This window comes from Desulfovibrio sp. X2 (genome assembly GCF_000422205.1).
GTDB lineage: Bacteria > Desulfobacterota > Desulfovibrionia > Desulfovibrionales > Desulfovibrionaceae > Alkalidesulfovibrio.
Genome location: NZ_ATHV01000064.1, coordinates 256,606 through 269,652 on the forward strand (window position 1 = coordinate 256,606; position 13,047 = coordinate 269,652).

Here is a 13,047-nt window from a genome sequence, read left to right on the forward strand (position 1 = left end):
GCGCTCTCCTATTCTCCCGGCCGCGCGAGCCCCCAGGACTTCCAGACGTCCGCCCTGAATTCGGCGAAGGCCTGGGCGAAGCCATCCAGGGGCAGTTCGGTCTTGGTGCCGGTCTTGCGGCACTTGGCTTCGATGACGCCGCGCTCGAGCCCCTTGCCGCCCAGCACGAGCTGGATGGGCAGGCCGATCAGGTCGGCATCCTTGAACTTCACGCCGGGGCGCTCGTCGCGGTCGTCGAGCAGCACCTGCAGGCTCGCGGCCTCGAGCTCGCGGCAGAGGTCCTCGGCCCGCGCGGCCACGGCCGCGTCCTTGCCCGCGAGGGCGATCAGCGCGACCTCGAAGGGCGCGATGGTCGGGGGCATCATGAGGCCGTCGTCGTCGTGGTTCTGCTCGATGGCCGCGGCCACGATGCGCGAGACGCCGATGCCGTAGCAGCCCATGACCATGACCCGTTCCTTGCCGTCCTCGTCGAGGAAGGTGGCGTTCATGGCCTTGGAGTACTTGAGGCCCAGCTTGAAGACGTGGCCGACCTCGATGCCCTTGGTCAGCGTCAGGGCCGTGCGGCAGCGGGGGCAGAGGTCGCCCTCGGTGACGCTGCGCAGGTCCGCGAAGAGGTCCACCTTCGCGTCGCGGGCGAGGTCCACGTCCACGAGGTGGGCGTCGGCCGCGTTTGCCCCGGCCACGAGGCCGGTGGCGCCGCACAGCTCGCGGTCCGCGACCAGGCGCGAGACGGAAAGGCCGACCGGCCCGGCGAAGCCCACGGGGGCCTTGGTCCAGGCCTCGACCTGCTCCGGGGTGGCGAGCCGCACGTCGGTCGCGCCCAGGGCGTTCTTCAGCTTGATCTCGTTCAGCTCGCGGTCGCCGCGCACCAGGGCGGCCACGGCCGCGCCGTCCACGTCGAAGAGCAGCGTCTTGAGTATCTTCGCGGCGGGCAGGCCGAGGAAGGCGGCCACCTCCTCCACCGTGTGCTGCCCGGGCGTGGGCACCAGGCGGTGCGGCGGGCAGGGCTCGGCGGCGGACGCCTCGGCGCAGACGGCCTCGGCCTTCTCCAGGTTGGCCGCGTAGTCGCAGCCCTCGGCCGTGCAGGCCGCGATGGTGTCCTCGCCGGTGGCGGCCAGGACCATGAATTCGTGCGAGAAGTTGCCGCCGATGGAGCCGCTGTCCGCCTCAACGGCCTTGAAGCGCAGCCCCAGGCGGCGGAAGGCGCGGGTGTAGGCGTCGTACATCCCCTTGTAGGAGACGTCCGCGCCCGCGTCGTCGCGGTCGAAGGAGTAGGCGTCCTTCATCACGAACTCGCGGCAGCGCATGAGGCCGAAGCGGGGCCTGATCTCGTCGCGGAACTTGGTTTGCACCTGGAAGAGGTTCAGGGGCAGCTGCCTGTAGGAGCGGACCTCGTTGCGCACGAGGTCGGTGATGACCTCCTCGTGCGTGGGACCGAGGCAGAACTCGGAGTCCTTGCGGTCATGGAAGCGCAGCAGCTCCTTGCCGTAGAACTCCCAGCGGCCGGTCTCCTTCCAGAGTTCGGAGGGCTGGACCATGGGCAGCAGGACCTCCTGGGCGCCCGCGCGGACCATCTCCTCGCGCACGATGTCCGCCACCTTGTTCAGGGCGCGCAGTCCCAGGGGCAGGAAGGTGTAGATGCCGCTGGTGAGCTGGCGGATGTAGCCGGCGCGGGCGAGCAGCTTGTGGCTGACCACCTCGGCGTCGCGGGGCGCCTCCTTGAGCGTGGGGGCGTAGAGCCTGCTGAAACGCATGAATGTCTCCTCGAGAATACCGCGTTAGATGCCGCTTTGTGTCCGTTCTTCCAGAAATCTGTCGAGCTCCGCCATGAATCCGGCCAGCAGGTCGTCGAAGGAGCCGCGCAGGCTCTTCACGACCTCGCCCTTGCGGAAGACCACCGCCTTGCCGCGTCCGCCCGCCACGCCGATGTCGGCCTCGCGGGCCTCGCCCGGGCCGTTGACCACGCAGCCCATGACCGCGACCTTGAAGACCTCGGGCACGGTGCGCAGCCGCTCCTCCACGGCCGAGGCCAGGGCGATGAGGTCTATCTCCGTGCGGCCGCAGGTGGGGCAGGAAATTATCTCCGGCCCGCGCGCCCGGATGTTCAGCGAGCGCAAGATCTCCCAGGCCACGTCCATCTCGGCCACCGGGTCGTGCGTCAGCGAGACGCGCAGCGTGTCGCCGATGCCGTCCGCGAGCAGCACGCCGAGCCCCACAGCCGACTTCACCGAGCCGCGAAGCAGGGTCCCGGCCTCGGTCACGCCTATGTGCAGCGGGTAGTCCGCGCGCGAGGACATGAGCCGGTAGGCGGCGATGGTGTCCGTGACCGAGGAGGACTTGAGCGAGATCTTTATCTCCGAGAAGCCCCGCCTCTCGAGCATGGCCACGTGGCCGAGCGCGCTCTCCACCATGGCCTCGGGCGTGGGGCCGCCGAAGCGGGCGAGGAGCGTCTTCTCCACCGAGCCGGAATTCACGCCGATGCGGATGGGCAGGCCGTGCGCGCGCGCCGCGGCCACCACGCGGTCCACCTTTTCCTCGCCGCCGATGTTGCCGGGGTTGATGCGCAGCCCCTTGACCCCGGCCTCCGCGGCCATGACCGCCAGGCGGTGGTCGAAGTGGATGTCCGCGACCAGGGGCACGTCGGTGGCGGCCACGATCTCGGCCAGGGCCTCGGCGGCCTGCTCGTCGATCACGGCCAGACGCACGATCTCGCAGCCGGCCGCGGCGAGGCGGGCGATCTGCGCCAGGGTGGCGGGCACGTCGCGCGTGTCGGTGTTGCACATCGACTGCACGCGTATGGGGTTGTCTCCGCCGATCAGATAGGGCCCGAGACGGACGGCTCGCGTGGGGCGACGGGTGGGAGCGGTGATAAGCATGGCCTCCGGGCTCGAATCACGCAATTTATGAGCCGTTGACCATAGCCGAAAACAAGCGCCAAGCCAAGTCCGCGCTCACGGTGCCGGTGCCTTCGCCGCATCGCCCGGAAGCGGCGCCGGGGCGGGCTGCCCGGCTTCCGCGTAGGGCACGAAGCCCAGGATGGTGCGCGGGTAGGTGTCCGTGGCCAGGAGAAAGCCCTTGCCCGGCAGCACGGCCAGCCCCTCCCAGTTGCGCGGCTCGGCCGCGGGCACGAGGTCCACGGGGGCGACGTTTGCGCGCTCGATGCCCTTCGGGCCGAGCTGCAGGCAGACCAGTCGCTCCACGGCCACGCCCGGGCCGGGGTCCTCGCCCGCGGCGGGCTTCAGCATGTCGCGCTCGCCCGGCCAGAGGTAGTTGATGACCCAGAAGCGACCCTGCGCGTCCGGGCGGCTCGCGTCGGTCAGGCGGTATTCCAGGGGCGCCAGCGGCAAGGTGCCGCGCGGCGCGAGGTCCGGCCCGAAGAGCCAGGCCTTGGGCGCGGGATTCACGTTGCGCCCGTTGGCCTCGTAGAAGGCGGCGATCTTCGTGCCGTCGAAGACCAGGGCCTCCACGCCCATATTGCGCAGGTTCACCTCCAGCGGCACCTCGGCCAGGGTCCCGGGCAGGATGCGCAGGGTGCGGCCCCCGGCGTCCAGCTCGGCCCTGACCAGCCGGCCGTGCATGCGCGGCGCGAGCGCGAAGTCGCCGTGCGACTCCACGGAGAGCACGGCCTCGCGCGCCGAGAGGAAGACGATGGACTCGAAGCCCTCGAAGCCGGGCACGAGGCCGCGCAGGTCAGCGCCCCGGACCTCGATCTCGCGCGGCCGGACCGGGGCGGGCGTCCTTCCCGCCAGGGCGTCGGCCACGGCCCGCTCCACCTCGGCGCGGGGGATGGCGAAGAGCACGCCGGGCTGCCCGGGCGCGCGCCAGTCCGGATACTGCGGCAGGAGCACCAGCTCGTCGCCGCGCCAGTCCATGCCCGATATCTCGGCCGAGCGTTCGGCGGCGGGCCCGGCCAGGGGGATTTCGTGGACCGGGACGGCCTGTCCCGCGCGGGCCGCGAGCGGCAGCAGGAGCACGGCGAGCAGCAGGAGCGGGAACACGGGGCGACGGGAATGCGGCAGACGTTTCGTCATGGCTAGAAATACCCCAGGGCGCGCAGCTCGGCCATGCGCGCCTCCTTGTCCGCGTCGCGGCCGGAGCGCTCGCCCCCGTCCGCGACATGGGTGCAGGGAGCGCAGCCGAGCGAGCGGTACCCCTCGTCGTAGAGGCTGCAATAGGGCAGCCGGGCCTGCATGATGTACGCCCAGACGTCCATCTCGCTCCAGGCCAGGATAGGATGGCCGCGCAGGTGGTCCGGGGCGGTGCGGGGCTCGAGCGGGCCGAGCCCGGCGCGGGCCGCGTGCTCGTCGTGGCGAAGCCCGGTGAGCAGCAGCGTGAGACCCAGGCCGCGCACCGAGGCGAGCAGGGGCTCGATCTTGCGCGCGCGGCAGCAGGCCTCGCGGCCGTCCCCGGGCCCCACGACACAGCCGGGCGCGGGCCGGGCGATCACCAGCCGCGCGCCGAAGGACGCGGCCATCTCGTCGCGCAGCCGCGTGACCTCGGGAAACTTGAGCCCGGTGTCCAGGGAGAGAGCCAGGAGGGGCGCGTCACCGGCGCGTCCGCCCCGTTCCTCGCGCAGGGCGCGGCGCCAGAGGTCCAGGACCACGCTCGAGTCCTTGCCGCCGGTGAAGGCCACGGCCGTGCGCGCGGGATCGTGCTCCCGGGCGAGGGTGCGCAGGAAGGCGAGGCTTCCGGCCACGAGCTCGTCCAGCGACTTTTGCGCCGAATCGCCTTTCCCTTGCCCCTGTCCGGAAATGTGCGCTACAGAAGAATCGGAGTCTTTTCGTTTCAGGGTCACCGCTTCAACCTTCACGAGGCCGTCATGCTCGAAACCATCCGCACGCTCATCCTCTCCAACGACACCTGTGCGCTGGCCACCGCATCCGACAACCAGCCCCACTGCTCGCTCATGTCCTACCTGCCCTCGGCCGACGTCGGAGAACTCTATCTCCTGACGTCGCGAAGCACCAAGAAGTACCGCAACTGCCTGCGCAATCCAAGCGTCTCCCTGCTCATCGACACGAGGTCCCGCAACGCGAACAGCGCCTGGGCCGTGTCCGCCCTGACGCTCGAGGGCGAGAGCCGCCAGCCCGCCACGAACGAGGAGCGCGAGCGCATCAAGCAGGAGATGGTGGAACGCCTGCCCCACCTGGCCAGGCTCGCGGGCCATCCGGACTCGGAAGTGCTCATCGTGCGCCTGCGCTCGGCCCTGCTCCTGGACGGCGTGGAGAACTCCCATTTCGAGGCGCTTTGAAATTTTTTTTCAGGGACGGCAAAGAAAATCGCTTGACGAAGGAGAGCAGCCTGCGTAGATACCTCTCCTCCGATGCGCCCGTAGCTCAGCTGGATAGAGTAGCAGACTACGAATCTGTTGGTCGCACGTTCGAATCGTGCCGGGCGCGCCAGAAAATACCGAGGGATCGGCTGGAATCACCAGCCGGTCCCTCTTTTGCTTTTGCGGCGATGCCGCGCTCTCCGAGGGGAGCGACCCGTGCCCGGAAGCCGCCCTTCCCTCCCCACCCCCTGCCGCTTCTGCGCGCCCCCCCTGGGCCGATCGCCTCAGGGGCATGGCCAATGGCCTGACCGCGGGTCGGCCGTCCTCGGGTGCTTGAAAACTCCCTTCCCGGCATGACAAAACAGGATGAAGGAGATGCGAGGGCATCCTCGATGCAGGCAGGAGACTTTCTCGCCGAAAAGAGCATATTCCCCTCGATCCCGGCTGAGTGCCCGATTTCGCGCCCGTTCTTCCGACCGGCCTTTCGCGAACACGGAGAGCCCCCGGCGAGGCAGGCGATGACGGCCGGGACCTTCAAATCTCAAAACGGCAGCAGGAGGCGCCGCACATGAACGACGAAGACACGAAAGCATCCGCCGACAAGACCCCGGGCCCCAGAAGAGCCCTCGACCATCTGCGGTTCCATAGCCCGTACGGCCACCTCGGCTCCGTTTTCGGCAACGACTGGTTCGCGCTGAAGGCCGAGGCGTTCGCCAGATTTTTCGGCACGCCCCTCTTCCTGGTGGCCCAGACGGTCATCGTCGGCATCTGGATACTCCTGAACGTCGTCGGCCCATACAAGTTCGACGTCTACCCGTTCATCCTCCTGAACCTGGCCTTCAGCCTCCAGGCCGCCTACGCGGCCCCGCTCATCCTCCTGGCGCAGACGCGGCAGGCCGACAGGGACAAGGCGCATGCCGAAGCGGACGCCCAGCACAGGGAGGATCTCGCCAACTCCATGGAAAAACGCCAGATGCAGATGTCCGTCCAGGCCGATCAGCTCTTGGAACTGCTGCGGCAGAACACCCAACTCACGGAGATGGTGAAGGACCTCAGCCAGCGCATCGAGGAGCTGACCCTCGAGATGCACGACAGGGTCGTAAAGCAGGAGTAGCGGCTCCCGGCTCCTCGCGCCGGGCCCAGGGCCTGCGCACCGGCAGCGTGGCCGCCGCCCGCCCGCTCAGAGGGCTTCCTTCTGGGGCGGCCCGGGCGACGCACCGGGTTCGACAGGCGTCAGGTCCTCCAGAGAGGACGGACCGGTCAGGACGAGCTTGCTGAATTTCCTGTATTCCCTGGTGGCGAAGAAGAACTCTCCGGTTCCGATATCCTTGCCGTTGATATTCAGCTTGGCGGAGAGCTTCGCGAAATTCGTCGGGTCCCGGAGCTCGAATCCGCTGATGAGCGCTTTGAATTCGTGCCTGCCGTTCCCGTCCGTGATGGTCATCGGGACGTTATCCTCGAGGATGGACAGCACGAGCACCTTCTGTCCGGAATGCTCGCCGTATCCGTCCACCTTGTAGCAGACAGGGCCCTCGACCTTGGCGTGGCGAAACAGCGTATCGCCGCGATAGCAGTGCGAGACGTCGCCCGACTTCAGCCTGTCTTTCTCGAGCCCTGTCCACGAATCGACGACCAGCTTGGCCGCCTCCTTGAATTCCGGGTTCTCGGAGCCGACGCCCGAGAGCGTCTCGCTTTGGCCGTCGTAGACGGCGCCGCGCGCGCCCATCCTGCCGGCGCGGTCCGTCAGGAAGGCCACGGATGGAAACGGCCCCAGATCTTCCCACATGGGGATCTTCCGTCCCAGCACGTGGGGCTGCGGTTCGGGGGCCACCCGCCAGAAGAGGGAGTTTTCGCCGTACGCCTCCACCGAGTAGACGACGGGCTCTGCCCATCTGAAGAACTTCTTCGCCTTCAGCCCCTCGGTCGAGACCGACACGGTGCCGGAGTCCGGTCCGTAGGAGACGGGGATGGGCTCGGTGATGGGCGTCACCGTTCCGGAGTACTGGACCATGTAGGGCGGCTCATGGCGGGAGGTCGAGCACGCGGCCAGTGCGCCGGACAGGAGAAGGAACGAAAGAAGGAGCGGAAACGTGCGCACCGGTCACCTCGACAGATTCTTATCGGCCCCTCTGATAGACCAGCCTATCGTTCTTCGCAAGCCGGAGCATAGCCTCTCCCGCTGGGGATTCCGGGCGGATGACAGCATAGCGGCAGGCGGGGCGGCGCGTGCGCGGGGTATCTCGAGCAGCACGCTCGGCACGAGTTTCTCCCCTTCTCTGTCTATGGACAGATGGCTGCTCAGCCCGCCCGGGCCGTCAGCAGGAACACAGTGAAATCGCGCACCACCTTGTCCGCGCCGGGCTTGGTCACGGTGGCGGCGGTCGTGTCGCGCACGTCGGCGAAGCCCGCGGCCTCGAGCATCGCGCGCAGCTCGGCGCGCTCGAAGCCGTCGTGCATGACGCCCGTGGCGTCGTCGTGGAACAGGCCGTGCTCGGAGTCCAGGTCGGCCAGGCAGATGCTGCCGCCGGGCGCGAGCGCCGGACGCAGCCGGGCGAGGAGCCCCGGGACGTCCTCCACGTGGTGCAGGACCATGCTGCTCACGATGAGGTCGTAGCGGCCGGGCACGGCCTCGCCCCGGGAGACGTCCACGAGCGCGGTGCGGACGTTCCCGATCCCGAGTTCCGCGACCTTTTCCTCGAGCCGGGCGAGCATGCCGGGCGAACTGTCCAGGCCGGTCACGCTGCCCACGTGGGGCTGCAGGCGCAGGGTCAAAAGCCCCGTGCCGCAGCCGAAGTCGAGGACATCCATGGACGGCGCGAGCGCCACGGCCTCGCGCACGGCCCGGGCCACGTCGTCGGCCAGCTTCACACGGGCCGGGACCTCGTCCCAGGCCGCGGCTTCCTTGTCGAAATCCTTCTTCGCGTTCTGCATCGTCTTCTCCCTGCTCTCTTCCGGGATGGTTCCCGGCATGGCCGCGCGGGCCCGGCAAGCGGATCCCGTGGCATCGCAGGGGAATAGCAGGGCCCGGCGGCAGCGGCAAGCGATCCGCGCGCCGGGTGCGGCATGTGCGAGCCTACCGGCGCGACCGTATTGACGATCCATGCCGGCTCGGGAATAAAGGTGGCGGACGAGGGACGGCCGCGGGCCGCTTCGGCGGTGCGGGCCATCCGGCGAGAAGCATCGGGCGAGAACCATCCGGCCGAAACCATCCGGCCCCGAACATCCGGGGCCCGAACATCCGGAAAACACCCAGCGGAGACCATGCATGGACGACAAGCGGACATTCAGCCCGGAAGAGCTGGCGCGCAACGACGGCAGCGAGGGGAAGCCCGTCTACGTCGCCGTGGACGGCAAGGTCGTTGACCTGAGCGAGAGCAAGCTGTGGAAGAACGGCAGGCACATGAACCGCCACACCGCGGGTGGGAACATGAGCGAGGAGATCAAGGCCGCGCCGCACGGACCGGAGCTTTTGGAACGCTTCCCTCAGATAGGGGTCATGCAGGAGGAGGGGCAGGCCGCCCCGAAAAAACGGGAGACGAAGCAGAACGAGGCGGACGACCAAGGACTCCCTGCCATCGTGCGCCGCTTCCCCATCCTCAAGCGCCATCCGCACCCCATGACCGTGCACTTCCCCATAGTCTTCTCCCTGGCGGCCGCGGGCTTCACCCTGCTCTACCTGCTCACCGGGGCCAAGACCTTCGACGCGGGCGCGCTCGACTGCCTGGGCGCCAACGTGCTCTTCACGCCCGTGGCCATCTTCACCGGCCTGGCCACCTGGCGCTTCAACTACGGCACGCGCTTCATCCGGCCCGTGCTGGTCAAGCTGGTGCTCTCCCCCCTGCTCTTCCTGGCGTCGCTCTCGGCCTTCATCTGGCGGCTCGGCGTGCCGGACATCCTGGAGGCGGGCGCACCGGGCCATCTCACGTACGTCTGGCTCGTCCTGGCCCTGGCTCCGGTGGTCTCGATCATCGGCTGGTTCGGAGCGGGACTGACCTTCCCGTCCGAGAAGTAGCGGGGGGCCGGGCGCTCCCCGGCCCGCGGCGCAGGCCCCGGCGTCAGCCGCGCGGCGGCAGGCTGTACAGGTCCTGGTAGTAGCGCATGTCGCGCGTTCCCCGGGCGATGGCCTCGCGCATGCGGCCGTCGCGGCTCTTGGATGAGCCCTTCAGGGGGACGTGCACGTGGCGGACCATCTCTCCGTGGCGGAAGGACACTCGCCACCATTCGGTTCCGGCGTCGGCACCGGGGGCAGGATTGAGGCGACAGCAGGAGATGAGGTCCACGGCTTCCTCCTTGGCGGCAGCGTGCTCTGGCCCGACTGGCCAGGAGATAAAAGCACGCGGATACGTATCGCTCTATTATTTTTTCCCCGCGCCTACGCATGGTGCCATCCCCTCTTGGCAAGAGGCATGCCCTTTGTGCCGATCAGGTTTCCTCACGGCAAAGAATCATTGCAAAAAACCCCTGCATGGGTGAACATCGTTCCATCAGCCACGAATGTCCCGGCACCGGGCCTACTCCAAAAGGGGAAGCTCACATGAGCGGGTGTCTGTCGGAATTGCGCAAGTTCGTCGCCCCTGAGTTCGTCTTCGGCCAGGGGGCAAGCGAGCTGACGGCCCGCTATGCCCTGAATTTCGAGGCCAGACGCGTGCTGCTCGTCTCGGACCCCGGCATCATGGAAGCGGGCTGGACCGCAAAGGTGGCAGACAACCTGCGCGGCGCGGGGGTGGAGTCGGTGCTGTTCGACGCCGTATCCGCGAACCCGCGCGACACGGAGGTCATGGCCGGGGCCGACGTCTACCGCGGCCGCCGCTGCGAGGCCATCGTGGCCGTGGGCGGCGGCAGCGCCATGGACTGCGCCAAGGGCATCGGCGTGGTCACCACCAACAAGGCCCACATCCTCTCGCTCGAGGGGGTGGACAAGGTCCCGGTGCCCGGGCCGCCGCTCATCTGCCTGCCCACCACCGCGGGCAGCGCGGCCGAAGTCTCCCAGTTCGCCATCATCACCGACACCACGCGCAAGGTGAAGATCGCCATCGTCAGCAAGACCATGATCCCGGACACGGCGCTGCTCGATCCGGAGCTGACCGCGAGCATGCCGCCCTACCTCACCGCATGCACCGGCCTGGACGCCCTGACCCACGCCATAGAGGCCTACGTCTCCAACGCCAGCTTCGCCATCACCGACCATTTCGCCCTGGCCTCCATGCGCCGCGTGGCCGCGAACCTGCTGCAGGCCATAGCGAAGCCGCAGGATCTGACCGCGCGCAGCGAGATGCTCCTGGCGAGCCTCGAGGCCGGGCTGGCCTTTTCCAACGCCATCCTGGGCGCGGTCCACGCCATGGCCCACTCCCTGGGCGGCCTGTTCAACCTGCCGCACGGCGAATGCAACGCCCTGCTCCTGCCCCACGTGGTGGGCTACAACTTCTCCGCCTGCCCGAAACGATTCAGGGACGTGGGCGAGGCGCTCGGGCTGTCCCTGACCGGCCTTCCGGACGAGGAAGCGCGCGCGGTGCTCGTTGCAGGCATCGAGGAGATCAGGCGGGCCGCGGGCGTCACGCGGACGCTCTCGGACATCGGCGTGCGCCGCTCCGATCTCGCCCAGCTCGCGGCCAACGCGGCCTGCGATCCGTGCCTGCTCACGAACCCGCGCAAGGCCTCGGCGAAGGACCTCGAACGCATCTATGAAGAAGCGCTCTGATCGCCCAGCGGAAAACGATCGCCTGAGGCTCATCGGGCTCGGGGAACGCTCCCTGCACAAGAGCTATTTCCCCGAGCTCAAGAAACGGCTCGAGGAGCTCGAACGCTTCCGTGCCCTGCTCGACAATTCGAGCGACATGCTCTTCCTGGTGGATGCGGCCAGCGGCCGCATAGAGGACGCCAACGAGACGGCCTGCGCCCGCTTGGGCCGCACGCGCGCCGAGCTGCTGCGCATGACCATGGGCGACATATCCGAGGGCGCGGGCGGCGGATTCTGCCTGCAGCCGCGCGCGGACCGGGAGGCCCCGTTCGAGACCGCCTTCCACACCTCCTCCATGGAACTCATCCCGGTGGAGATGACCTTCAACTTCACCCGCGAGGCCGAGGGGGCCGATGACACGACGGCGGAAGGACAGGACGAGCTGCGCCACTGCGTCATCGTGGCCCGCGACGTCACCAGGCGCAAGGCCATGGAGGACGCCCTTCGCCTGACCCAGCACACCATGGACTCGAGCAACACGCCCATCTTCTGGCTGCGCCAGGACGGCAGCCTGACCTACGTCAACGAGGCCGCCTGCCGCCATCTGGGCTACACGCGCGCCGAACTGCTGGCCCTGAACCTCGACGAGATCGATCCCGACCGTCCGGTCCATCACTGGGGCGAAGGCGAGTGGAACAGGATGCGCGCCATGGGCAGGCGCACCTTCGAAGCGCGGCACAGGCGCAAGGACGGCAGCATCGTCCCTGTGGAGGTGCAGTCCGACCCCGTGTCCTTCGCGGGGGAGGAGTACCACTGCGCCTTCGTCACGGACATCACCGAGCGCAAGCAGGCCGAGCAGCGCCTGCAGGACTCCCTGCGCGAGAAGGAGACCCTGCTCAAGGAGGTCCACCACCGCGTCAAGAACAACCTGCAGATCGTGGTCAGCCTGCTGAACCTGCAGATGCGCGACCTCACTGACCAGACGATCCTCGAGCCGCTGCGCGAGAGCGCGAGCCGCGTTGCGGCCATGGCCCTGGTGCACGAACAGATATACCGCAGCGACACGCTCTCGCGCGTGGCCCTGGACGACTACCTGGGACGGCTGGCCACGCAGATACTGAAGACCTTCAAGAGCGCCACGGTGGTGAGCCTCGAGGTGCGGATCCCCTCCGTGGACGTGAGCCTGGACAAGGCCATTCCCCTGGGCCTTCTGGTCAACGAGGTGCTCACGAACTCCCTCAAGCACGGCTTCGTCGGACGGGACACGGGCGCCATCACCATCCGGCTCGCCGTGCGCGGCGGCATCATACGCCTGACCATGTCCGACGACGGCGTGGGACTGCCGCGCGGGATCAGGCCAGACAGACTCAGCAGCCTGGGACTGCAGCTCGTCTTCAGCCTGGCCCGGCAGCTGGACGGAAGCATCGCCCTCAAGCGTTCGGGCGGCACGACGTTCTCCCTCACCTTCCCCGCCGAGGTCGACGCCTCGTTCTGATCCCCCGCCCTTCCCCGGGCCTCTCCTTCCTCTCGACAACCGGCGGCCCTGTCTCTATATCCTGCCCACGGATCGTCGAAACGGCCGCCGGATCGTGACGGACGTTCCGGTCCCCCGCTCCCGCGCGCACGCGGGAAGTGCATCGTGCAACGCCTTTGCTGGAGGATTTCATGCGGCACATCCCTGCCCGACTTGCTTCGCTCACGTCCATCGTCGTCCCGGCCGTGGCCCTGGCCCTGGCCCTGCTCGCCTTCCCCGGCCCGGCCAAGGCCCAGAGCGGCATTCGCCTGAACTCCCTGGGCAGCAACATCTTCGAGGTCGCCGACCTGGAGCTCGACAAGTCCGCGGGCTACGAGTGGAAGTATTCCGTGGAGCCCGCAGGCGCCGTCCGGCTGGCCGACCAGTCGCTCAAATGCCCGGGCGGCGTGAACAACGCCTGCCAGCTGGGCATGCTCTTCGCGGTGGAGAAGCGCGTGCCCTCCATCCTCACCCTGCGCTACGTGAAGCCCGGCGGCGCGACCATGAAGACCATCCGCCTGAGCGTGACCTTCCTGCCCGAGGGATCGAGCGTGATCAAGGAACTGCCCTAGCCCGCCGCTCCCC

13 protein-coding genes and 1 tRNA gene are annotated in these 13,047 nt (G+C 68.4%); 7 read left to right on the forward strand and 7 right to left on the reverse strand.

Annotated elements, in window-relative coordinates; translation table 11 throughout:
• Window positions 1-8: 8 nt before the first annotated feature.
• From DSX2_RS15285 to DSX2_RS15300, 4 genes are all read right to left on the reverse strand, one after another.
• Window positions 9-1,754 (reverse strand): proline--tRNA ligase, encoded by a 1,746-nt coding sequence (locus DSX2_RS15285; protein WP_020881901.1) that lies wholly within the window; start codon window positions 1,752-1,754, stop codon window positions 9-11.
• A 24-nt stretch (window positions 1,755-1,778) separates the two neighbouring features.
• Window positions 1,779-2,876, reverse strand: coding sequence for a flavodoxin-dependent (E)-4-hydroxy-3-methylbut-2-enyl-diphosphate synthase (ispG, locus tag DSX2_RS15290; RefSeq protein ID WP_020881902.1), 1,098 nt, complete (start codon window positions 2,874-2,876; stop codon window positions 1,779-1,781).
• 75 nt (window positions 2,877-2,951) lie between these two features.
• Entirely contained in the window at window positions 2,952-4,031 is a 1,080-nt protein-coding gene (locus DSX2_RS15295) for a hypothetical protein (protein ID WP_020881903.1), read from the reverse strand.
• A 2-nt stretch (window positions 4,032-4,033) separates the two neighbouring features.
• Complete coding sequence (locus tag DSX2_RS15300; RefSeq protein WP_020881904.1) at window positions 4,034-4,696, reverse strand: phosphoadenosine phosphosulfate reductase family protein; 663 nt, start codon at window positions 4,694-4,696, stop codon at window positions 4,034-4,036.
• A 123-nt stretch (window positions 4,697-4,819) separates the two neighbouring features.
• Here DSX2_RS15300 and DSX2_RS15305 point away from each other — a divergent pair, with 123 nt between their 5' ends.
• The 3 genes from DSX2_RS15305 (at window position 4,820) to DSX2_RS15315 (ending at window position 6,386) form a co-directional block, all read left to right on the forward strand.
• The gene (locus DSX2_RS15305) at window positions 4,820-5,251 is read left to right on the forward strand and encodes a pyridoxamine 5'-phosphate oxidase family protein (protein WP_020881905.1); all 432 of its coding nucleotides are present in this window, start codon (window positions 4,820-4,822) and stop codon (window positions 5,249-5,251) included.
• Between the two features lie 74 nt (window positions 5,252-5,325).
• Window positions 5,326-5,402, forward strand: a tRNA-Arg gene (locus DSX2_RS15310).
• Window positions 5,403-5,840: 438 nt separating this feature from the next.
• Window positions 5,841-6,386 carry a DUF1003 domain-containing protein gene (locus DSX2_RS15315; RefSeq protein WP_020881906.1) on the forward strand — a complete coding sequence of 182 codons (546 nt, stop codon included), beginning with the start codon at window positions 5,841-5,843 and terminating at the stop codon, window positions 6,384-6,386.
• Window positions 6,387-6,452: 66 nt separating this feature from the next.
• Here DSX2_RS15315 and DSX2_RS15320 read toward each other — a convergent pair whose 3' ends face one another.
• Together DSX2_RS15320 and DSX2_RS15325 are read right to left on the reverse strand one after the other, a co-directional pair.
• Window positions 6,453-7,370, reverse strand: coding sequence for a hypothetical protein (locus DSX2_RS15320; protein ID WP_020881907.1), 918 nt, complete (start codon window positions 7,368-7,370; stop codon window positions 6,453-6,455).
• Window positions 7,371-7,570: 200 nt separating this feature from the next.
• On the reverse strand, window positions 7,571-8,203 hold the full coding sequence (locus tag DSX2_RS15325) for a class I SAM-dependent methyltransferase (RefSeq protein WP_020881908.1): 633 nt from the start codon (window positions 8,201-8,203) through the stop codon (window positions 7,571-7,573).
• Between the two features lie 334 nt (window positions 8,204-8,537).
• Here DSX2_RS15325 and DSX2_RS15330 point away from each other — a divergent pair, with 334 nt between their 5' ends.
• Window positions 8,538-9,284 carry a DUF2231 domain-containing protein gene (locus DSX2_RS15330; protein ID WP_020881909.1) on the forward strand — a complete coding sequence of 249 codons (747 nt, stop codon included), beginning with the start codon at window positions 8,538-8,540 and terminating at the stop codon, window positions 9,282-9,284.
• A gap of 43 nt (window positions 9,285-9,327) precedes the next feature.
• Here DSX2_RS15330 and DSX2_RS15335 read toward each other — a convergent pair whose 3' ends face one another.
• A complete protein-coding gene (locus tag DSX2_RS15335; RefSeq protein ID WP_020881910.1) occupies window positions 9,328-9,552 on the reverse strand; it encodes a hypothetical protein in 225 nt (74 codons plus the stop codon).
• Between the two features lie 254 nt (window positions 9,553-9,806).
• On the opposite strand from DSX2_RS15335, the gene ercA reads away from it, so the two are divergent.
• From ercA to DSX2_RS15350, 3 genes are all read left to right on the forward strand, one after another.
• On the forward strand, window positions 9,807-10,970 hold the full coding sequence (ercA, locus tag DSX2_RS15340; RefSeq protein ID WP_020881911.1) for an alcohol dehydrogenase-like regulatory protein ErcA: 1,164 nt from the start codon (window positions 9,807-9,809) through the stop codon (window positions 10,968-10,970).
• Window positions 10,954-12,444: a sensor histidine kinase gene (locus DSX2_RS17760; protein ID WP_020881912.1), complete on the forward strand. Its 1,491-nt coding sequence runs from the start codon at window positions 10,954-10,956 to the stop codon at window positions 12,442-12,444. The genes ercA and DSX2_RS17760 overlap by 17 nt, the downstream gene beginning before the upstream one ends.
• A gap of 170 nt (window positions 12,445-12,614) precedes the next feature.
• Complete coding sequence (locus DSX2_RS15350; protein ID WP_020881913.1) at window positions 12,615-13,034, forward strand: hypothetical protein; 420 nt, start codon at window positions 12,615-12,617, stop codon at window positions 13,032-13,034.
• Window positions 13,035-13,047 lie beyond the last annotated feature (13 nt).